17 protein-coding genes are annotated in these 21,593 nt (G+C 64.8%); 11 read left to right on the forward strand and 6 right to left on the reverse strand.

All coding sequences use genetic code 11. The features are described 5' to 3' along the window. The first annotated feature begins 59 nt into the window (after positions 1-59). The 5 genes from thiC to DFR48_RS20990 are packed head-to-tail and all read left to right on the forward strand — an operon-like array spanning position 60 to position 4,469. Positions 60-1,892, forward strand: coding sequence for a phosphomethylpyrimidine synthase ThiC (thiC, locus tag DFR48_RS20970; RefSeq protein ID WP_114365164.1), 1,833 nt, complete (start codon positions 60-62; stop codon positions 1,890-1,892). A gap of 1 nt (position 1,893) precedes the next feature. Beyond that, positions 1,894-2,889, forward strand: a complete 996-nt coding sequence (thiO, locus tag DFR48_RS20975) for a glycine oxidase ThiO (RefSeq protein ID WP_114365165.1) — start codon at positions 1,894-1,896, stop codon at positions 2,887-2,889. Continuing rightward, complete coding sequence (gene thiS / locus DFR48_RS20980) at positions 2,886-3,083, forward strand: sulfur carrier protein ThiS (protein WP_114365166.1); 198 nt, start codon at positions 2,886-2,888, stop codon at positions 3,081-3,083. The genes thiO and thiS overlap by 4 nt, the downstream gene beginning before the upstream one ends. A 1-nt stretch (position 3,084) precedes the next feature. After that, complete coding sequence (locus DFR48_RS20985; protein ID WP_114365167.1) at positions 3,085-3,858, forward strand: thiazole synthase; 774 nt, start codon at positions 3,085-3,087, stop codon at positions 3,856-3,858. Then, on the forward strand, positions 3,855-4,469 hold the full coding sequence (locus DFR48_RS20990) for a thiamine phosphate synthase (protein WP_114365168.1): 615 nt from the start codon (positions 3,855-3,857) through the stop codon (positions 4,467-4,469). The genes DFR48_RS20985 and DFR48_RS20990 overlap by 4 nt, the downstream gene beginning before the upstream one ends. An 82-nt stretch (positions 4,470-4,551) precedes the next feature. On the opposite strand, the gene DFR48_RS20995 is transcribed toward DFR48_RS20990, so the two are convergent. From DFR48_RS20995 to DFR48_RS21010, 4 genes are all read right to left on the reverse strand, one after another. Beyond that, positions 4,552-4,848 (reverse strand): DUF3175 domain-containing protein, encoded by a 297-nt coding sequence (locus DFR48_RS20995; RefSeq protein ID WP_114365169.1) that lies wholly within the window; start codon positions 4,846-4,848, stop codon positions 4,552-4,554. Positions 4,849-5,000: 152 nt separating this feature from the next. Next, on the reverse strand, positions 5,001-7,538 hold the full coding sequence (locus DFR48_RS21000; RefSeq protein WP_114365170.1) for a methyl-accepting chemotaxis protein: 2,538 nt from the start codon (positions 7,536-7,538) through the stop codon (positions 5,001-5,003). A gap of 176 nt (positions 7,539-7,714) precedes the next feature. Then, positions 7,715-8,458, reverse strand: coding sequence for a response regulator transcription factor (locus DFR48_RS21005; RefSeq protein WP_112691193.1), 744 nt, complete (start codon positions 8,456-8,458; stop codon positions 7,715-7,717). Then, entirely contained in the window at positions 8,455-9,678 is a 1,224-nt protein-coding gene (locus tag DFR48_RS21010) for a GAF domain-containing sensor histidine kinase (protein WP_114365171.1), read from the reverse strand. The genes DFR48_RS21005 and DFR48_RS21010 overlap by 4 nt, the downstream gene beginning before the upstream one ends. 271 nt (positions 9,679-9,949) lie before the next feature. Between DFR48_RS21010 and DFR48_RS21015 the strand changes: the two genes are divergently transcribed. The 5 genes from DFR48_RS21015 (at position 9,950) to DFR48_RS21035 (ending at position 15,370) form a co-directional block, all read left to right on the forward strand. Continuing rightward, positions 9,950-10,966, forward strand: coding sequence for an ABC transporter substrate-binding protein (locus DFR48_RS21015; protein WP_114365172.1), 1,017 nt, complete (start codon positions 9,950-9,952; stop codon positions 10,964-10,966). Positions 10,967-11,071: 105 nt separating this feature from the next. Continuing rightward, positions 11,072-12,520, forward strand: a complete 1,449-nt coding sequence (locus DFR48_RS21020) for a sugar ABC transporter ATP-binding protein (RefSeq protein ID WP_114365173.1) — start codon at positions 11,072-11,074, stop codon at positions 12,518-12,520. Beyond that, on the forward strand, positions 12,517-13,461 hold the full coding sequence (locus DFR48_RS21025) for an ABC transporter permease (protein ID WP_114365174.1): 945 nt from the start codon (positions 12,517-12,519) through the stop codon (positions 13,459-13,461). Before DFR48_RS21020 ends, DFR48_RS21025 begins: the two co-directional genes overlap by 4 nt. Next, positions 13,458-14,408: an ABC transporter permease gene (locus DFR48_RS21030; RefSeq protein ID WP_114365175.1), complete on the forward strand. Its 951-nt coding sequence runs from the start codon at positions 13,458-13,460 to the stop codon at positions 14,406-14,408. The genes DFR48_RS21025 and DFR48_RS21030 overlap by 4 nt, the downstream gene beginning before the upstream one ends. Positions 14,409-14,449: 41 nt before the next feature. After that, positions 14,450-15,370 carry an SMP-30/gluconolactonase/LRE family protein gene (locus DFR48_RS21035; protein WP_114365189.1) on the forward strand — a complete coding sequence of 307 codons (921 nt, stop codon included), beginning with the start codon at positions 14,450-14,452 and terminating at the stop codon, positions 15,368-15,370. On the opposite strand, the gene DFR48_RS21040 is transcribed toward DFR48_RS21035, so the two are convergent. Continuing rightward, entirely contained in the window at positions 15,371-17,329 is a 1,959-nt protein-coding gene (locus tag DFR48_RS21040) for a CHASE2 domain-containing protein (protein WP_114365176.1), read from the reverse strand. It abuts the gene before it with no gap. Further along, positions 17,329-20,919: a FecR domain-containing protein gene (locus DFR48_RS21045; RefSeq protein WP_114365177.1), complete on the reverse strand. Its 3,591-nt coding sequence runs from the start codon at positions 20,917-20,919 to the stop codon at positions 17,329-17,331. The genes DFR48_RS21040 and DFR48_RS21045 overlap by 1 nt, the downstream gene beginning before the upstream one ends. A gap of 116 nt (positions 20,920-21,035) precedes the next feature. Here DFR48_RS21045 and DFR48_RS21050 point away from each other — a divergent pair, with 116 nt between their 5' ends. Next, entirely contained in the window at positions 21,036-21,578 is a 543-nt protein-coding gene (locus DFR48_RS21050) for a Pycsar system effector family protein (protein ID WP_114365178.1), read from the forward strand. The last annotated feature ends 15 nt before the right edge of the window (positions 21,579-21,593 follow it).

Consider the following 21,593-nt stretch of genomic DNA (forward strand, 5'->3'; position numbering starts at 1 on the left):
TTTCCATCATTCCAACACTGGAACTGGGTCTCCAAACGTCAAACCTTGGAGCCTCAACCATGAATATTGCCGCAACCAGACCGATACCGCAGGTGACGACCGGCCCCCTGCCCGCATCCCGCAAGATCCACATCGAGGGAGAGCGCCACGGCGACATCCGCGTGCCGATGCGTGAGGTCGCCCTGCATCCGACCTCGGGCGAGCCGCCCGTCGTCCTCTACGATTCCTCCGGTCCCTACACCGATCCTTCCGCCGGCATCGACATCAAGTCCGGCCTGCCACGGCTGCGCGAGCGCTGGATCGCCGCTCGCGGTGACGCCGACATCTATGCGGGCAGACACGTGTTGCCGGAAGATAACGGCTTTGCCTCCGGCGAGCGGCTGGTGCCGGAATTTCCGGTCCGCAACACGCCGCGGAGAGCGAACAACGGCAAGGCGGTGACGCAGCTCGCCTATGCGCGCGCCGGCATTATCACGCCGGAGATGGAATTCGTCGCCATCCGCGAGAACCTCGGTCGCAAGGCGGCGAAAGAGGCTATGACCCGTGATGGTGAGAGCTTCGGCGCCCACATTCCCGGCCACGTGACGCCGGAATTCGTCCGCCAGGAAATCGCCGCCGGCCGGGCGATCATCCCCGCCAACATCAACCACCCGGAAAGCGAGCCGATGATCATCGGCCGGAACTTCCTCGTGAAGATCAACGCCAATATCGGCAACTCCGCCGTCACCTCCTCGATGGAGGAGGAGGTCGAGAAGATGGTTTGGGCGATCCGCTGGGGTGCCGATACCGTCATGGACCTCTCGACCGGCCGCAACATCCACAATATCCGCGAATGGATCATCCGCAATTCGCCGGTTCCGATCGGCACGGTTCCGCTCTACCAGGCGCTCGAAAAGGTCGGCGGCATCGCCGAGGACCTGACCTGGGAGCTCTACCGCGACACGCTGATCGAGCAGGCGGAACAGGGCGTCGACTACTTCACCATCCACGCCGGTGTCCGGCTCCACTACATCCCGCTCACCGTCAACCGCGTCACCGGCATCGTCTCGCGCGGCGGATCGATCATGGCGAAGTGGTGCCTGCACCACCATAGGGAGAGCTTCCTCTATGAGCATTTCGAGGAAATCTGCGACATCTGCCGCGCCTATGACGTCTCCTTCTCGCTGGGCGACGGCCTGCGGCCCGGCTCGATCGCCGACGCCAACGACGCAGCGCAGTTCGCCGAACTGGAGACACTGGGCGAGCTCACTGAGATCGCCTGGGCGAAGGATTGCCAGGTAATGATCGAAGGCCCCGGCCACGTTCCCATGCACAAGATCAAGGAGAACATGGACAAGCAGCTGAAAACCTGCGGCGAGGCGCCATTCTACACCCTCGGCCCGCTGACCACCGACATCGCGCCGGGCTACGACCACATCACCTCGGGCATCGGTGCGGCGATGATCGGCTGGTTCGGCACCGCCATGCTCTGCTACGTCACGCCAAAGGAGCACCTGGGGCTCCCGGACCGCAACGACGTGAAGGTGGGCGTCATCACCTACAAGATCGCCGCCCACGCCGCCGACCTCGCCAAGGGCCACCCCGCCGCCCAGGTTCGCGACGATGCGCTTTCCCGCGCCCGCTTCGAGTTCCGCTGGGAGGACCAGTTCAACCTCTCCCTCGATCCCGATACCGCGCGCTCGATGCACGACGAGACCCTGCCGAAGGAAGCCCACAAGGTCGCCCATTTCTGTTCGATGTGCGGCCCGAAATTCTGCTCCATGCGCATCTCCCACGATCTGAGGGCAGAGGCGCAGAAGGAGGGGCTGGAAGCCATGGCGGCGAAATACCGCCAGGGTGGCGATCTCTACATGCCGGTCGCCGATGCGGCCGAAACACAGCCGGGAGAGTGAGATGACGGTTCTGATCAAGGGGGCCGGCGTTGCCGGCCTCACCGCCGCCCTCGAGCTTACCCGCCGTCGCATCGCCGTGGAGGTGATGGATGCGGCCGAGACGGTCGGCACGGGTGCCTCCAACTATGCCGGCGGCATGCTCGCCCCCTACTGCGAACGCGAGGCGGCCGAGGAAGCGGTCCTGACCCTCGGCCTTTCCTCCGCCGACTGGTGGGCGGAGGCCGTCCCCGGCGAAGTCTCCCGCAAGGGCACGCTGGTCATCGCCGCCGGCCGCGACAGCGTCGAGCTCGACCGCTTCGCCTCCCGCACGCGGGGATACGAATGGGTCGGCGGAAACACGATCGGTGAGCTCGAACCGGATCTCGCCGGCCGCTTCGATCGCGCGCTGTTCTTCCCCGAAGAAGCCCATCTCGACCCGCGCAAGGCGATGGCCGGGCTCTATAAGACACTGGTCGAAAAGGGCGTGCGCTTCCACCTCGGCAGCACCGAACCGCCAGCGGACACGGCCTTCTCGGCGGTCGTTGAATGCACCGGCGCAGCCGCAATCGACACCACGCCCGGCCTTCGCGGCGTGCGCGGCGAGATGCTCTTCCTCGAAACCGCCGAGATCTCCTTCTCGCGACCTATCCGCCTGCTTCATCCCCGCCACCCGCTCTACATCGTCCCGCGCGAGGACCATCGTTTCATGGTCGGGGCGACGATGATTGAGACGGACGACGACGGTCCGATCACGGCGCGCTCGGTAATGGAATTCCTGAATGCCGCCTACGCCGTACACCCCGCCTTCGGCGAGGCCCGGCTCGTCGAGACCGGCGTCGGCGTCCGCCCGGCCTTCGCCGACAACCTGCCGCAAGTCCTCGAGCAAGAGGACGGCTTCTCGATCGCCGGCATGCACCGCCACGGTTTCCTGCTCGCCCCCGCGATGGCGCAGCAACTGGCGGACCGGATTTGTGCCGGCGGACATGAACAGCTCTACGCACAGGGAGCTCTGCAATGACCTATATCGTGAATGGAGAAACCGTCGAAAACGCCGCCGCGACGCTCGCCGACCTCCTCACTGTCCTCGAATACGAGGGCGAATGGCTGGCGACCGCCGTCAACGGCGAGCTCGTCCACCGTGAGGATCGTCCCGCCTGCCGGCTCTCCGACGGCGACCGGATCGAGGTCCTCTCGCCGATGCAGGGAGGCTAAGATGCTGGAACTCTACGGAACGCAGATCTCCTCCCGCCTCCTCCTCGGCACCGCGCGCTATCCTTCTCCCGCCGTCCTCGCGGAAGCCGCACGCCGCTCCGCCACGGAGATCGTCACGGTTTCGCTCAGGCGGGAGGCCGCCGGCGGCAAGACGGGCGGTGCCTTCTTCGAACTCATTCGCGGCCTCGGCGTCCGGGTACTGCCCAACACCGCCGGCTGCCACAGCGTCTCGGAAGCCGTGCTGACGGCGAAGATGGCGCGCGATCTCTTCGGCACCAGCTGGATCAAGCTCGAACTCATCGGCCACCACGACACCCTGCAGCCGGACCTCTTCCAGCTGGTCGAGGCGGCACGCATCCTCACCGCCGACGGCTTCGAGGTCTTCCCCTATACGACCGACGACCTGGTGGCGGGCGAAAGACTGCTTGCCGCCGGCTGCAAGGTCCTGATGCCGTGGTGCGCACCGATCGGCACCGCCGCCGGTCCGCAGAACGTCTCGGGACTCCGTGCGATGCGGGCGGAATTCCCGGACATCCCGCTGATCGTCGATGCCGGGATCGGTCGCCCCTCCCACGCAGCAGCAGTCATGGAACTCGGCTTCGACGCCGTCCTCCTCAACACGGCCGTTGCCGGCGCCGGCGATCCCCCGGCGATGGCCGAAGCCTTCGCGGAAGCCATCATCGCCGGCCGAAAGGCCCATCGCGCCGGGCTTCTGGCGCCGCGCGACATGGCCGTTCCTTCGACGCCCGTCATCGGCAAGGGAGTTTTCGCATGAGGCTCGATCCGTTCTACCTGATCGTCGACAGCACCGCATGGATCGAGCGCCTCGTACCCCTCGGCGTCAAGCTCGTGCAGCTGCGCATCAAGGACATGCCGGAAGCGGCTCTCCGCGACGAGATCCGCCGTACCCGCACCGTCTGCGCGGGGGCGGGCTGCCAGCTGATCGTCAACGACTACTGGCGGATCGCCATCGACGAGGGTTGCGATTTCGTGCACCTCGGACAGGAAGACCTCGCCGACGCCGATGTGGCGGCGATCCGCGCCGCCGGCATGAAGCTCGGCATCAGCACCCATGACGAGGCTGAGCTCGAAACGGCCCTTGCGGCGCAGCCGGACTATGTGGCGCTCGGCCCCGTTTACCCGACGGTACTGAAGCAGATGAAATGGGCGCCGCAGGGCCTCGACAGGCTTTCGGCGTGGCGGAAAAGGATCGGCACGCTGCCACTGGTGGCGATCGGCGGCCTCACCGTCGAGCGGCTCGAAGGCGTTTTCGCCCACGGCGCCGACAGCGCCGCCGTCGTCACGGACATTACCCGCAATCCGGACCCCGAGGCCCGGACGCGAGCGTGGATCGCGGCGACGGAGCGCCGGCGCCAACCGCTCTGACGCTCACGTCCAGCCCCGCCGGCAAACGACCCCGGCGGGGTTGGACCGCGTCTGCATTCCACTTGCCGGGCGTGGCGCCGGCCTAACGGCGCGGACGCCCGTAAAGCTCCCGCAGTTCGTTCTTTGCAGCCTCCAGCACCGCTTTCCGTTCCTCGGGCAGGTTCCTGCCCGCCCGGTTTAGATAGAACGTCAGCATTGACATCGCCGACCGGAAAGGGCTGCTCTTGCGTCGGGAGGAGGCCTCGGCGGAAGCCTTGAGTGATCTCGCCACCGCCTTCGGATCATCCTTCAGGAATACGTCCTCTTCCAGATCGAGCGCATTGCTGTGCTCCGTGACTTCCTGGGACCACCGCTTGCGCTTCCGCTCGTCGCCGGCCATCGCCTGCCCTCCGCGGTTCGTCGCCTCGACTCCGCTCGAAGCCTACCACGGATCGCGCGGACAGTCCGCCCGGCGGGCTGGATCGCAGAAATGCAAAGAGCCGCCGGGGTGACCGGCGGCTCGAACGGGCGAAAGGCGATGGTCGCAACCGGTTACGCCGCGTAGGCTCCCCGTTCGCTGGCGCGCGCGTTGCCCTCCGGCAGCCGGAACTGGCTGACGAGATGCATGAGGGCGTCCGCCTCGTCGGCAAGCCGGCGTGTCGCAGCATTGGTCTCCTCGACCATGGCGGCATTGCGCTGGGTCATCTGGTCCATGGCGTTGACGGAAGAGTTGACCTCCGACAGCGCGTTCGACTGGTCGCGGCTCGCCATCGCGATCATCGCGACCCGTTCAGAGACGGTGATGATGTTCGCCGAGATTTCAGCGAGCACCGCACCCGTCTGCTGCACAAGCTTGGCGCCGGAGGAAACCTCGGTGCTCGACTTGTGGATGAGATCCTTGATCTGCTGGGCGGCACCCGCCGAACGCTGGGCGAGCTCGCGCACTTCCTGCGCGACCACGGCGAAGCCCTTGCCGGCCTCGCCGGCCCGCGCCGCTTCGATACCCGCGTTGAGCGCAAGAAGGTTCGTCTGGAAGGCGATCTCGTCGATGACGTCGATGATCTGCACGATCTGGCCCGAGGCGTCCTCGATCCGACCCATTGCCGCGATGGCGTTGCCGACGACGACGGAGGAGGTGTCGGCACGGCTCTTGGTATCGGCGACGATCACGTTAGCTTCCTCGGCCTGCTCGGCGGAGGACTTGACGGTGACGGTAATCTCCTCAACGGCGGCGGCGGTCTCTTCGAGCGAAGCCGCCTGCTGTTCGGTCCGCTTGGCGAGATTGTCGGCCGCAGAGCTCATCTCCGCGGCGTTGCGCTGGATCATGTAGGTGTTCGAGCGCACCTGCGTCATCGTCTCCTGCAGGCGCTGCAGCGACTGGTTGAAGTCGTTGCGAAGCTGTTCCAGGCGACCGTGGAACGGCGTGTCGATGGTCTCGGAGATGTCGCCCTGTGCAAGACGGCCGAGACCTGCGGCGAGCGCCGTGACGGCGAACTCGATCTGCCGGTCGGTCTGCTGCTTTTCGAGGTCGTTGCGGCGGCGCTCTTCCTCCGCCTCGGCCCGTTCGGCCTCGCTGCGGTGTTCGATCTCCATCTTTGAAAGTGCGTTCTGCTTGAAGACGCCGAGTGCACGCGCCATCTCGCCGATCTCGTCGACGCGGCCTTCTCCGGTGATCTTGGTGTCGAGGACGCCGTCGGCAAGCCGGCGCATCGCCGCAGTGATCTGGCCAATCGGCCCCTTGAAGGTGAGGACGAGGCCGATACCCGCGAAGACCGAGATGACGATGCCGAGAACAGTCGCACTGATCGAGATCGAATTGGCTTCGCGGCGGTCATTGCCCGCACTCTGCTTCTGCACCTCGGCGAACGAGGTAAGGTGCGTCCAGATGACCCCCAGATCGGCTGCAGCTTCATCGAAGCGAGTCTTGCGCTCCTGGCTGACCTTGACCAGCTCGACACTGGCTCCGACCATAGTTTCGACCGCCGGAGTCAGCTCCTTCTTAACCTGCATCAGGATCGGCTGGTCCGCAGCTGTCTTGTCGAGAGCTCCAAGGAATTTCTTGATCGTATTGAATTGCTGCTCCAGCAGCATCCGGTTCTGCTCGCTCGGATCGAGCAGGAAGCGCGCCATCATGATCTGCAGGGCATAGCCCGCCGCCATCACCTGGCGTCCGTCAGCGATCACGGCCTGGGCCTTGGCAAGCGGCACGTCGAGCTCGCCAAACTTGATCGTGGCCTCCTTCATCTTCTGCTGCGCTGCGAGGCCGAGATAGGCGTTGAGCTGCGTGAAGCTGCGAAGCTTGCCGGCAAGGTCGGTGATTACAGCTTCCGACCGGTCATTTGCGTCGATCACGGCCTTAAGCTCCCCGGCGATCTTTTCGAGCGTCCTGACAGCCGACCTGTTGGCTTCCGGCAGAACGGTGGCAAGAGTCTGCTGATGGGCGACGATCTGGCCGAGCCGTTCGGCGATAACAGCGAACTTCTCGTCGGGTGTCTTGGCCTTGGTGAAGGCGGAACTGGTTTCAGAGAGGAAGGAGCCGGCACTGCGGATGCTTTCGGCGTCACGCAAGATGGATTTCGCGGCAGCGTCATCCGCCTGAACGGCACGTTCCATGGTCGTCATGGCAGCGGTGACGCGACCCTGAGACAAAACTACGTCTTTTGTCCCCTGCTGCAGCGTGCCCACGAGCGTCGACTCTGTTTCATGCAGGCGCCACAAGTCGTCGATGTGGACGAAGACCTTGTCGATCAGTCTACCCGCTTCCTCAAGATCCGCACGCCCGTCGGCATCCGGCGAGAGCTGGGAGAGCGTGGTCTCGAGGTTCCGCTTCTGCTGTTCCAGCCGGCCGGTGACATCGCCTCGCGCCTCCTCGGTCGTGTGCGCGAGGAATTCGTTCATCGCGGCCGATACGTCGCGGAAACCGCTCAAGGACTGCAGTACGCTATTCGATATCTCAATGCGCCCCTGCAACAGGCCCGAGGCCCAGAGCCCCGTGAAGCCGACGGCGGAAATGCTGATGACGAAGGGCAGGATGAAGATCAGTACCTTCGTCTGGATATTGAAACGCGACAGAACTCGATCAATGAACACTTGCAATCCTCCTCCGGCGTCTCCGTCCGGCAAATATCGTCACATGCGGCACCGGCAATGCTGCACGGATAACTGGTGGAGACTAGGCGAAAGATCACTAACGGCCGATTAAGACGGCGGCACTTCTTCCCGCTTCGGCACATGCATTTGCGAGCCCGCGAATGCGGGAGCCGCCTTCAATTCTCGGGATGCGCCTTGCCGGCCCGCTTCAGCCAACCCGACAGTTCAGCTTCCGCCCTTTCGAGCGCGGCGTGGTTGAGGAGCTTGCGCAGGAAGGCGACCGTCACCGCCCGGGCCCGGAGGTTGAACCAGGCCTCGCCGTGCGTGTCGACGGCGGGCTGGTAGACGCCGAGCTTCTCGTACAGGCTCTGCAGGCGGTTCTGCACGCTCCTGAGCGAGAGATGGCGCCTTGAGGCGATCGCCCTGTCGGTGAGCCCGAGTGCGATGTCGACGAGGATTTCATATTCGGAATCGGTGAAGCCACGGGCCGTGCCGAGACTGCGCTGCTGCAAGCCACGGATCTCGCGATCGATCATGCACTGGCTCTCGACGAAAATCGCCCGCAGCGCGAGACGCAGCCGCTCGTCGGACGCCGATTTCAGAATATAGCCGTAGGCCGCTCCGTCGGGCACGATGCGGGCGATTCCCCGCACGTTCGCCTCGTCGGCATAGTTCGACCAGAAAAGGATGCTGGTGTCCGGTCGCTCGTGCCAGATCGTCCGCGCAGCCTCGATGCCATTTTTCGGGCTCATCTGCAGGTCCATGACGATCCGGTCGAACCGGTGTTCGCGTGCGAGCTTCTCGGCGGCGACGCCGTCCTCGGCCTCCATGATGAGGTCGCATTCGGGCAGCGCGGCGCGAACCGTCTCGTTCAGATAGCTGCGGTGCAGGGGGTCATCCTCGACAATCAGTACCTTCATGTCGTCTCCCCTTCGCCGGGCGCGGCGAGCCTCACACGCACATAGGAGCCGTTGGCGTCACTCCCGCAGGAGAACTGCGCAGCGATCAGGCGCGCCCGCGTGCGCATGTTCTCGATGCCGCTGCCGCGGGCGCCCGATTTCTGCTTCATGCCGACGCCATTGTCGCGAATCTCGAGGACGAGATGGTGTGCATCCTTGGTGAGATGCACGTCCAGCCGGTCACCGTCGGAGTGCCGGATGGCGTTGTTGATCGCCTCCTGCGCGATGCGGAAGATCGCCAGCGTCACTGTCTGTGGCAACCGGTTGCAGGCGCCGTCCGTGTCATCGACGAGGTGCCAGTCGAACGTCATGCCGCTATCGCGAACCGATCGCTCGATCTGGGTCTCGATCGCCTCGACGAGCCCGAAGAGCTGCAGCACCGAGGGGCGTGCCTGTTCGATGATCTGGCGCAGATCGTGCATGGATTCTTGCAGGCTGCGCGCCAGCGGCTCCAGCATCTCGCCGGACACGCTCGACATCAGGCTCAACCGTTCGAGACGGCGCGACAGCCGTGTCATGTCGGCGAGCGTCTGGTCGTGCAGTTCCATGCCGATGCGCTGCCGTTCGGCGTCGAGCGCTTCCGTCAGCCGGCGCGCGCCCTGCCGCAAGGCTTCTTCGCGAACCCGCGTTTCCGCTTCCACGATCGCCGAGCGTTTCGCCTCCTCGACCGCCCGCAAGGCGTAGAAATACGGGGCGATGAGGTCGGCGATGGAGCACGCCCGCTCGAGATGGCGGGCCGTGTAGTAATCCGGCGTGAGGCTCGAGAACGAGAGCGCCCCGATGGTCTCGCCGTGCACCTTCAGTGCGGCGTGCAGCCGGCTCCGCAGGTTGTTTTCGAGGATCGGCGTCGAGAACGCTCCCTCGAAATGAAAGACGGGATCGGTGCTGGCATCCGCGGTAATCAGCCGGTCTACCTCGCCGACGAGCAGGCTTCTGAGCGGGCTCTGCTGGATGCTGGCGGGAGGCCGCTTGCTCCAGTCGGTCGCAAGCCCGCTTTCGTAGGCCGTGTGGAACGTGCTGCCGGGCGTGATGATGCAGACATCCATGTGGTCGTGTGGAATAATCGACTTGATTTCCTTGGCGACTGCATCTATCGCCGACTGGAAGTCGAGCTGACCGGCCAGAAGCCGGGCAATGCGCATGTACTGCGCGAAAAGTTCTGCCGATAGCTCGTCCGGCATCATTTCCTCCCGCCGGCATCTCGTCGGATGCCGGCCTGCCGCCAAGGCATTTAGCATAGCGCAATTGCCGGCGGCGATGTCTTGCGGCTTCCCGCAAACGATCTGCGGGTTCCCGCAACAGCTTTGCTTCTAACCGTCTATACAGCTTTCGGCATTTCCTGCATCCTCATTTTTGCCGAGGCCGTTCCTCGGCGTGAGATAAGCCCACGAGATAGCCGTAGAGGAGCGGTCTCGGGGATAGCCGCCAAAGGGCGTTTAGGGAGAGAGAAAGATGAATTTCAGGTCGATGCTGATGGCGTCCGTCGCCGTCCTTTGTGCTGCCGTGCCGATGACTGCGCAGGCAGACACGTCGTCGAAAAAGATCGCCTTGTCGAACAACTATGCAGGCAACTCCTGGCGCCAGGCGATGCTGACGAGCTGGGACAAGGTCACCAAGGAAGCGGTGAAGGCCGGCGTCGTGGCCGCTGCCGATCCGTTCACGACGGCTGAAAACCAGGCGACCGAACAGGCCGCCCAGATCCAGAACATGATCCTGCAGGGTTACGACGCGATCGTTCTCAATGCCGCGTCCCCGACCGCTCTCAACGGTGCCGTCAAGGAAGCCTGCGATGCCGGCATCACCGTCGTTTCCTTCGACGGCATCGTCACCGAGCCCTGCGCATGGCGCATCGCCGTCGACTTCAAGGAAATGGGTCGCAGCCAGGTCGAGTACCTGTCGAAGAAGCTCCCCCAGGGCGGCAACCTGCTCGAAATCCGTGGCCTCGCCGGCGTCTTCGTCGACGACGAAATCTCCGCCGGTATCCATGCAGGCGTCGAGCAGTATCCGCAGTTCAAGATCGTCGGCTCCGTCCATGGCGACTGGGCTCAGGACGTTGCGCAGCGCGCCGTCGCCGGCGTCCTGCCGAGCCTGCCGGAAATCGCCGCCGTCGTGACCCAGGGTGGTGACGGCTACGGTGCCGCCCAGGCCTTCGAAGCCGCCAAGCGTCCGACGCCCGTGATCGTCATGGGCAACCGCGAGGACGAGCTGCAGTGGTGGAAGAAGCAGAAGGATGCGAACGGCTACGAGACCATGTCCGTCTCCATCGCTCCCGGCGTCTCCACGCTCGCCTTCTGGGTTGCACAGCAGATCCTCGACGGCAAGGAAGTGAAGAAGGACCTCGTCGTGCCGTTCCTGCGCATCGACCAGGACACCCTTGAGAAGAACCTCGAAACGACCCAGAAGGGCGGCGTTGCCAACGTCGAGTACTCGCTCGAGGACGCACAGGCCGTGATCGCAGCCGCCAAGTAAGGCTGACATTACGACCTGAGCCCGTGCGCTCCCGACGTCAGCCCCTCGATGTCGTATGGAGCGCCGGGCTCTCTTCTATCTTTTTCAAGGACGGTGCGCGCAGACATGCCCGGAACCAATACGGTTGTTTCAGTTCAAGGCGTCAGGGTCGAGTTCGGCGCCGTGAAAGCGCTGAACGGCGTCGATCTCGAGGTCGGAGCCGGAGAAGCGATCGGCCTGGTCGGCCATAACGGCGCCGGCAAGTCGACCATCGTCAACGTCATCAACGGCGTCTTGTCGCCGCATCACGGCTCGATTTCCTACGCCGGAGAGGCCGCAAACGGAATTTCCGCAGCACGCGCCGCCGGCGTGCGCTGTGTCTTCCAGGAACTGTCGCTCTGCCCCAACCTGACGGTTGCGGAAAACACGCGATTGATGCATGCCGGTCTTCAGGGCTTCGGCTGGCGCACGAAGGCCGGCGGGCTGGTTCGCAGGAAGCTCGACGAAATCTTTCCCGGCAACCGCATCGACGCCTCCGCCCAGGTGGGGGATCTCTCGATCGCCGAACGCCAGATGGTAGAGATCGCCATCAATTTCCTGACGGTCACCGAAAAGCCGAAGCTGGTGATCCTCGACGAGCCGACCTCCTCCCTCGACGCCGGACTGGCGGAGCAATTGCTCGCCTATGTCCGCCGCTTCGTCTCCGAGGGCGGATCGGTCCTCTTCATTTCGCATATTCTCGGCGAAATCCTCTCCACCGCCGACCGCATCGTGGTGATGAAGGACGGCAAGGTCGTGGCGTCGCGCCCGGCCGACGGTTTCTCGGTGCGCAGCCTCGTGGAAGCGATGGGCAGCGTCGTCAAGGAACGCAACAAGACCGAAGGCCGCGCCGCGAGCACCGCCCCCGTCGTTCTCGAACTGCCGGCACGCGGCGGCAGCGCCATTGCCTTCCGCGCCCGCAAGGGCGAGATCATCGGACTTGCCGGGCTCGCCGGCCACGGCCAGACGGAGACGCTGCTCGACCTCTTTGGCCGCAATTGCAGCAATTGGCTTCCCACGCGAAAGACCCCCGTCGCCTTCGTGGCCGGTGACCGTTCGCTCAACGGCACGTTCCCTCTCTGGAGCATCCTTCGCAACCTCACCATCGGTCACCTGAGGGCGCTGGCGCGGCTCGGCACGGTCGATGCCGGGCGCGAAGATGCCGTCGGGGCCGACTGGAAGGAACGCATCTCCATCAAGACCCCGGATCTCGCCAACCCGATCCTGTCACTCTCCGGCGGCAACCAGCAGAAGGTACTCTTTGCCCGTGCGCTGTCCGGCGATGCCGAAACCGTCCTGATGGACGATCCGATGCGTGGCGTCGATATCGGAACGAAACAGGAAGTCTACAGCATTCTCCGCAGCGAAGCCGCCGCTGGCCGGACATTTATCTGGTACTCCACCGAGATGGACGAAATCTGCCTTTGCGACCGCGTCTACGTCTTCCGTGACGGCGCCATCGTCGCCGAACTCACGGGCGACGCAATAACCGAGGACCACGTGCTGGCTGCCTCCTTCTCGGGAGAAGCCGCATGAAGGGGCCCTCCGCGAACACCCTCCGCCTGCTGATTCCGGCGGTTTCCCTCCTCGTGCTGCTTGCCGCGGTCTTCTACCTGCAACCGCGGGCAATGAGCTATACCGGCCTCAATCTCCTCTTCAATCTCGCGGTGCCGATCGCGCTCGCGACGATCGCCCAGATGATTATCATCGCGGTCAACGACCTCGATCTTTCGATGGGCACCTTCGTCAGCTTCGCCGCCTGCGTCACTGCCGCCTACATGCCGGACACGCCCCTCCTCGCCGTCGTGATGCTCGCCGGCGCCGTCGCGGTCTACGCCCTTCTCGGCTTCGTCATCACGCTGCGCGATCTTCCCTCGATCGTCGTCACGCTCGGCATGAGCTTCGTCTGGAGCGGACTTGCCGTCCTCATCCTGCCGGCCCCCGGCGGCCAGGCGCCGGTTTGGCTGCGGACCGTGATGACAGCGAAGCCGCCGCTTGTTCCGATGGCGATCGTCGCCAGCATCGTGATCGCGGCGGTCGCCCATTTCATCGTGGCACGCACCACCTTCGGCGTGCTGATCCGTGGCATCGGCGGCAACAGCCGCTCGGTGGCCCGTGCCGGCTGGTCGGTGCTCCGGATGAAGGCCGCAGCCTATGCGCTGGCCGGCGTCTTCGCTGTCCTCTCCGGCATGGCGCTGGTCGGGCTCACAACCTCCGCCGATGCGAACATCGCGCTGCGCTATACGCTGCTTTCGATCGCCGGCGTCATCCTCGGCGGCGGCGAATTCGTCGGCGGGCGCGTCTCAGCCGTCGGTGCGGTCGTCGGGGCGCTGACCCTTACACTCGCCGGCTCTTTCCTGTCGTTCCTGCGCATTTCGCCCGATTGGCAGATCGGCGCCCAGGGCGCGATCCTGATCGTCGTGCTCGCCTTGCGTCTTCTCTTCAACCGCAGCCAACAGAAGGGCAAGGCACAATGAACCGCGCCTCGATGCTCCTGTCGAAACCCTGGATCTGGTCCTTCGCCGCGGCGATGGCCACCTGGATCGTCACCCTGCTGTTCACCGGCGGCGCGAGCTTCGTCGGCCTGTCCCAGGCAACGCTGACCTTTGCGGCCTTCTCCGTCATCGTCGGGCTCGGCCAGATGCTGGTCATCACCCTCGGCCCCGGCAATGTCGATCTCTCCGTTCCCGCGACGATCACGCTCTCCGGCACCGTCGCGCTGAAGCTGATGGACGGCCAGGACGCGATGATCCTGCCCGGTCTCCTGATCGCGGTCGCGATCGGGCTTGCGATCGGCATCCTGAACTACGGGCTCATCAAGCTGCTGCGCATCCCCCCGATCATCGCAACGCTTTCGATGAGCTTCATCGTGCAGTCGGCGGCAATCTGGTACAATCGCGGCCTGCGCATCAAGCCGCCCGAAACGCTCGCATCCTTCTCGATCGCGACCACCTTCGGCATCCCGAATGTCGCGCTGGTCGCCCTCCTGCTGTCGGTCGCCGTCTGGTGGGCGCTCGAAAAGGCGGTCTACGGCCGCTGGATTTCCGCGATCGGCCAGAGCTCCTTCGCCGCCCGCATGGCCGGCATCCCGGTCGATGGCACCCGCTTCGCCACCTACGTGCTCTGCGCCGTACTGGCATCCGTCTGCGGCTACCTGCTCGCGAGCTTCTCCGGCGGTGCGGCACTCAATATGGGCGCCGAATATCTCCTGATGTCGATCGCCGTCGTCGTCATCGGCGGCTCGGCGGTGGCCGGCGGCAATTCGAACGTGCCGGGCATCTGGGGCGCCTCGCTCTTCATGTTCCTGGTCGTCTCGATGCTCAACACCTACGGCTTCGGGGCGGGCGTTCGCCTGATCCTGACCGGCCTCATCATCATTGCCGTGATCCTGGCCGCCAGCCGGCCGACCGGACGGGCGCGATGAACACCCATGACCTTTCAGAAACGAGGAATGCCTGCAAGACGATGGTGAAGATGGTCGATCGCGTCTATGAAATCCACGATCCGCGCTTCCGCAATCTCATCGTGCAGAGTGCGGAACTCGAGGAACTCTACACCGGCTGCCGCTGGGCCGAAGGCCCCGTCTGGTTCGCCGACATGAACTGCCTGCTGTTCAGCGACATCCCGAACCAGCGGATGCTCCGCTATGTGCCGGGTCAGGGCGTGTCGATCTACCGGGAGCCGTCGAACTTCGTCAACGGCAACACCCGTGACCGGCAGGGCCGCCTCGTCTCCTGCGAGCATGGCGGCCGGCGGGTGATCCGCACCGAGGTCGACGGCAGCATCACCGTGCTCGCCGACCGCTTCGAAGGCAGGCGGCTCAATTCCCCCAACGACGTCGTCGTCAAGTCCGACGGCAGCGTCTGGTTCACCGACCCGACCTACGGCATCCTCTCCGATTACGAGGGCTACCGCGCGGAACCGGAACAGCCGAGCCGCAACGTCTACCGCCTCGATCAGGAGAACGGCGCGCTTTCGATCGTAGCCGACGATTTCGGCCAGCCGAACGGCCTGGCCTTTTCCCCGGACGAGAAGCTGCTCTACGTCGCGGACTCGGCGGCGAGCCATGACGAGGCGGCACCGCGCCACATCCGCGTCTTCGATGTCGTCGGTGGAAAGCGGCTCGAACATGGCCGCGTCTTCTGCACGCTCGATTGCGGTCTGCCCGACGGCTTCCGGCTCGATCTCGCCGGCAACCTCTGGACCAGCGCCGGCGACGGCGTACACTGCTTCGCCCCCGACGGCACCCTGCTCGGAAAGATCCTGGTGCCGCAGACGGTCGCCAACCTCACCTTCGGGGGCCCGCGCCGCAACCGGCTCTTCATAACGGCCACACAGTCGCTCTACGCCGTCTATCTCACGACGACGGGCGCGCAGTATCCGTAATCAGCCCGCGGTCGCCGTACGCTGGCGGTAATAGTCGGCAAGCGTGGGAATTTCGCCCGAAAGCCTGTCGGCGAGCCCGCGGCATGTTTCGGCGTCGCCTGCATAGAAAGCGGTAACGAAGGTGCGATGCAGGCGCGCAGCGTCGTCCGGAATACCGGCGAAGACGGTCGAGACCGTCGTTCCGACGGTCCTCCCCTTCACCGTCACGCGGTCGAGCTCGAAGAGCGGGAAGTCGTCCGCGACGAGCGCCACGGTATTCTCGCCGAGCAGCAGCGGAACGCCGAACAGTTTCGAGGCGCCTTCGAGGCGCGAGGCGAGGTTCACGGCATCGCCGAGCGCCGAATAGTCGAAGCGCCGGGTGGATCCCATGTTGCCGACGATGCATTCCCCGGTGTTGACGCCGATGCCGATGCGCAAGGGCGCGAAGGGCTCGTCCCTCGCCTCCGCCTCGGCATGCAGCTCGTCGTTCAGGCGGTCGATCGCCTCCAGCATCCCGAGCGCCGCCGAAACGGCATGCTGCGCGTGGAGGGTATCGTCGAGCGGCGCGTTCCAGAACGCCATGATGCAGTCGCCGATATACTTGTCGATCGTGCCGCCATGGGCGAGCACCACCTCCGACAGCGGCGTGAGCAGCCGATTGATGAGTTGCGTCAGTTGCTCGGGATCATCCTTCAGGCCTTCGGCAATGGTGGTGAAGCCGCGAACGTCGCAGAAGAGGATCGAAAGGACGCGCTTCTCTCCACCGAGCTTCAGGTGCGAGGGGTCCTGCGCCAGACGCTCGACGAGCTCCGGCGAGAGATATTGCCCGAAGGCCCGCGTGATCTCCCGGCGGCTGCGCCGCTCGGCGGCGTAGTCGAAGGTCGATTGCCCGGCGGTGATCAGGATGAAGGCGAGTGACGGCGCGATCGGCGAGATGAAGACCCGCCCAAAGTGCAAGACGAGATAGCTGCCTGCCACCATCGCGATGACGACGGCGAGCCCGCCGATCGCCGTCGGCCAGCCGGTGCCGCCCCAGGTCAGCACCACGGCTGCCGCCGCCGCACAGAGGAGAAACAGGAGCGTCGCCTCCGGCGATGCCGCGGCTATGCCGAAGCCCTTGCGCAGGTTGTCGAAGATCGCCGCATGGATCTCCGCCCCGGCGACCAGGCTTCCGGTATACATCGTGTAAGGGGTTGAAAACGCGTCCGCGCCTCCGCCCGCAACCGTCGGGGCGTTCTGGAGGCTGAGGCCGACGATCACCACGCGGTCGCGGAAGGTTTCCGGCGGCAGAAAGTGTTCCGGATCGAGCGCCTGATAGTAGGAGACCGTCGGGTAGGTCCGCGGACCGCCGAAGGTCTGCATGAGCGTGCCGTACGCCGGCGGCTCGACCGTCAGGCCCGCGGCTCGGGCGAGCTCGCCGGCAAAGCTGTCGGAGATATCGGGCAGGCTGCGCACCACGCCGTCGCCGCTGAGGCTGATCGAGGCGATGCCCGGCCGCGCACCGGCCGCGAGGAAGCGGTCGAGCGGCAGCGTGCGCACGAACTGGTCGGCCTCGGCCGTCGAGATCAGCGTCTCGTCACCCGCCAGCACGACATCGGGTCCGAGCGCCTCGGCAAAGGCCCTGTCCTCCTCTTCCGTCGTCGGTTCGGCGAAAATGATGTCGAGGCCGACGGCCTTCGCACCGGCGGCGCGCAAGGCCCGGATGAGCTTCGCGTGCAGGCCGCGCGGCCACGGCCACTGGGCGTTGATCTCGGCGAAGGACGGCTCGTCGATCGCCACGATCACCGGTCCGTCGGCCGGCAACGGCGCGTGCCACAGCGTCGAGAAGACATCGAAGCCGCGGTCGTCGACCAGCGACCAGGCAGCAAGCCGGGTAATCCCGATGACGGCCGCGAGAACCACGAGAGCCAGCAGGACAGAACGCGGTCGCCGTTGGGGTTTGCGTCGGTCCGAAGCCTTCGTGAACAGCCGGCCGATCATCAGAAACGGACTTTCATCGATCCCTTGAAGGTCGGCCCCCAGCCCGGGATGCCGGTCATCACCTCGAAATCCTCGCCGAGCAGGTTATACCCGGCCAGTTCGATCTCCATGTGCTTGCCGAAGGGCTCCCAGATCAGGCTGGCGTCGAGCGTCCAGTAGTCGTCGAGTTCGGCGCCGCTCTCGCTGTCACGCTTGCCGACATAATTTGCGGCAATCGTCGCCTTCACGTTCGCCTCGTTGACCCAGGTAAGCGCCACCTGCCCCGCCCAGTCCGGCACGAAGGGCAGCGACTCGCCATAGCTCGCCGACGCCGGATCCTCGTCCTCCGACGTGGCATAGGCGGCGGTGGCAGACAGGCCGAAGCCGTGGCCGAGAAGCAGGTTCGCCGTCAGGCTGCCGCGATCGATGCGCGCCTCGGCCGACGAGAACGGGACGGCCGAGAACGGAATTGTGATCTGCACATCCTTGACGTCCTGGTGCTGGAATTCCGCCGCGGTAAAGAAATCCGGCGTCCATTCCGCATCCCAGCGCAGCGCAAGCGTATCGACGTAGCCGCCGAGACCCGTCGAAATCTCGTTCGGCTGCAGGCCGACGACGCCGACCGGCGAAAGCGTCGGCGTAGTGACGTCGAGGCTCTGGCGCAGGAAGCCCGCCCGCAGCCAATGCCCCTCGACCGGCGACCAAGCGATGCCGGCACGGGGCTCGAGCCGGGCCACGTCCTCCGCCGCGCCGTCGATAAGTATGCCGAACAGCGCGTACTCGCCCTTGAGGCTCGGCGTGATCTCGTGCAGCAGGTCGACATAGACGCGGCCGTAACCGGCGGTATCGTCGGGATCGGCGATCGTAGGAACGCCTGCGACGCTTGACTGGCTGTAGGATTCGATCCAGCCGCCCTCGATGCCGTAGCGCCAGGTCAGGTCGTCCTCGCCGACGCTGTGGCTCAGCGCTGCGACATAGGTGCGCTGCGAACTCTCCGTGGTGATGGGCCCGGGACCGAGTGTCAGCTCGTTCAGACCATCCGCCTTCACCTCATTGTAGAGCAGGGCCGCGTTGACGACGTTCCGGTAGGCGATGGTGTGGCTGATGCCGACGCCGGCGTTCGTCGTCACCGCCTCGTTCTCGATGTCCACTCCTCCCGGCAAGCCCAGATTCGAAAATGCATCAGAGCGGTTGAAATAGGCGACGACGCGGTCGTCCGGAGTCGGACTGAGCGTCAGGTAGCCATTGCCCCGCAGCAGGCGATCCTCCGAGGAGAGACCGAAGCCGATCGGGCTGGTTCGCTCGTCATAGCTCTTTTCCCACTCGGCATTCAGGTAATAGCTGGTCGGGAAAGGCAGGTTGGAGTAGCCCTGTACTTCCCCTTCGACCGTGTAGCCGGGGTCGCCACCGGCGGTGGTCACGCCGCCGCCGAGCGTGGTCTCGACGAAGGGAGACCGCACGATGTTGGCAGTGAGCGAGCTGCCGGCCAGCATATGCGGGTCAAGCAGAAGGCCCTGCAGGAACGACGAATAACTGAGGCTGTTTGCACCATTGGTGACGACGCTGTCGCCGTAGATATAGCTGTTGGCGAAGGGCGTCGCGCTGCCGCGCACCGTCTGGTCGATGTAGCTGCTGCCGGCGAAAGGATCGAACACCACATCGCCGTAATATTCGCCCCAGGCATTGAGTCCCTGCAGGCGGAAGGCGTTGTTGAGCGTCGACCCTGCATCCCGGTTCGCACTCAGCGATCCGAAATTGCCGCCCCTTTCCCGCGAACGCCGCATGAACTCCTGGGCTTGGCGGATCGCCCCTTCGGAATCGTAATCGTCAATTGCAACGGCCGCCCGGTAGGACGAAATCACCGGGTCGGTGTCGTCCAGTCGATCGGCGTTGTCGATGGCCTGCCGGGCCGGCACCCTGTCGCCCTTTTGGTAGTGTGCGGCGGCAAGGAGAAGCTGTCCCTGCGAATAGGCGGGGTTCGACACCGAGGCGGCGAGCAGATCGTCGACGGCGCGGTCGACCTCGCCGGTCTGCATGTAATAGCGCCCGCGCGCCACCAGCGCGACGTCGAAGCTCGGGTCCGCTTCGAGCGCCCGGTCGATCGCAGCCTTCGCCTCCTCCACCCGCGACTGGTCGAGATAGAGGATCGCGAGGTTGGCATAGGCGACGGGGTCCTGGGGATCGAGGGCGATCGCCTTCCTAAGAGCCTTCTCCGCCGACTGGGTGTCCCCCCGAGCCGACTGCACCTCACCGATCGCATTCCAGATCGTCGTAGAACCGGGAGCGACCTTGACAGCCGCCTGCAGATCCCGAAGGGCACCGTCGAGATCGCCCTTGATCCCCGCGCGATAATTGGCACGCCCTTCGAGCGCCGTGGGATCGGCCGCATCGAGCGAGAGTGAACGGTTGAACGCCTCATCCGCCTGTTCGCGGTCGTTGAGGAGCAAGGCAAACTGAGCCCGGTAGGCCGGCAGGGAGGGATCGTCCGGGAAGCGCCGTTCGGCCGCCTTGATCGTCGCGATGGCTGCCTTGATATCCTTGAGGAAACCCTGGGCGTAGGCCTGCAACAGCGCGCCGTAGGGACCGCTTACCGCCGTCGGCAGCGGTTCGACCCGGTTCGGATCGGCGAGCGAGCGGGCATAATAGCGCCCATAGACGGCGATGTCCCGGCGGCGGGCATCGAGCTTCCCGGCCGCCCGGCCGAAGAGCACCGCCGCTTCGTCATAGCGCCGTTCGGCGGCCGCGATCGTCGCCTCAATGAGATCAGCCCGCGCCCTTTGCGCCGGCGAAAGCGAACGGGCACGCAGAAGCGCAAGTGTCGCCCTCGCGGCCTCGCGCCCTTCAAGAGAAAGCTGGGTTTCCGCCAGCACCAGCAGATCCACGGTGCTCCGCGCTTCGGCAGGCACCGCGGAAATCCGGTCGATCTCGCTACGCATGTCGGCGACCTTCAGCGGCGAAGCCGGCATGAAGTTGAAGGCGTTGCGCGGCGCCAGATAGAACAGCATCTGCTCGCGGTCGTCGGACTCGACGATCACCACCTTACGGGGTGCCTGCCCGATGGTGGCGGCCGCCGCCTCGCCCTGTGCGACCTGCACGCTTCCGAAATCATTGCTGAGCTCGACCAAGCCTTCGAGAACGGTGAGCGACGTCTTCGCTCCTTCGACCGTCATCGTCCAGTCGGTGCCGCGGATCGCCGCGGTGGCCGCAGGCGTCATGATCTTCACGCCGGTACCGCCGCGCTCGGCGCGCGCCCACATCGTGCCGGCCTCGAGCTCGAGCTCGGCATCGCTGCCGGCGGAAACCTGCCGCACCCTCAGCGAGGAATTGCGTCCGAGACGGATCTGCGTCCGGTCGGCAAAAAGAATGGCGAGCTGTCCGGTCGCGTTCGTCCGCAGCACGTCGCCGGGAAGCAGGTCCTGTTTCAGGTCGACGAAGCGCCAGTCCGAGATGTCGATGAAGCGCACCTCTTCGCCGAACTTGCGTGCGATCACCGAGGCAGCCGCGTCGGCTGCGCGTGCGACAGGCTCCGCTGCTGCGGGCGAGCAGTTCCAGCTCACCCCAACAAGCAGCGCCGCGATTGTCGACTTTATCTTGAAGGATTCTCCCGCCATGGCGACAGCAGTGTTCAACTCCCATGGCGGTGTCAAGTATCCCCAATACAAACACCCTTGCCTTTTTAAGGGAGTGTAGTAGCAAAAATACACTTTCAACTGAGGGGCAGGAGAAGATGGCCGACTTTGACACCGCGCCAAGCGAATTGATCGAAACTCCGCCGGCGAGCGCGGATGTGAATCAAGAATATTTCAGCCACGTGAAAAAAATTAACGACGTCTTCTATGACCAGGTGAAGACCTCTGACCAGAAGGCCGCCTACATCTTTACTTTCATGCTGGCTTTCCTCGTGACTTCGAGCGAGGTCAGAAACGTCTTCACGCTCGAGCGCTACTATGACCGCACGATCTGGGAGAATACGCTGTCGGTTATTCTTGGACTGACCTCCACCTTCTCCATGCTTTCCGCAGTCATGGTGATCCTGCCGCGTCACCTCACGACATCGACGTCGCTCTTCTGGGGCACGTGGTCCAAGCACCGTCCGCTGCTCGAAGAAGCGGCGGAACACGGCAATCTCCGCTATCTCTTCGACGAGTATCTAAAGAACGCCGACATTCTGGCGCAAATCGCCCGGCAGAAGTATCGCTTCGTGTCCTATGCATTCCGCGGCCTCATCGCCACGGTGCTCGCCTATGTCCTGTTGCTGATCGCCGGCTGAGGACCTGTCGCGGGC

This window comes from Ciceribacter lividus (assembly GCF_003337715.1).
Classification (GTDB): Bacteria; Pseudomonadota; Alphaproteobacteria; order Rhizobiales; family Rhizobiaceae; genus Allorhizobium; species Allorhizobium lividum.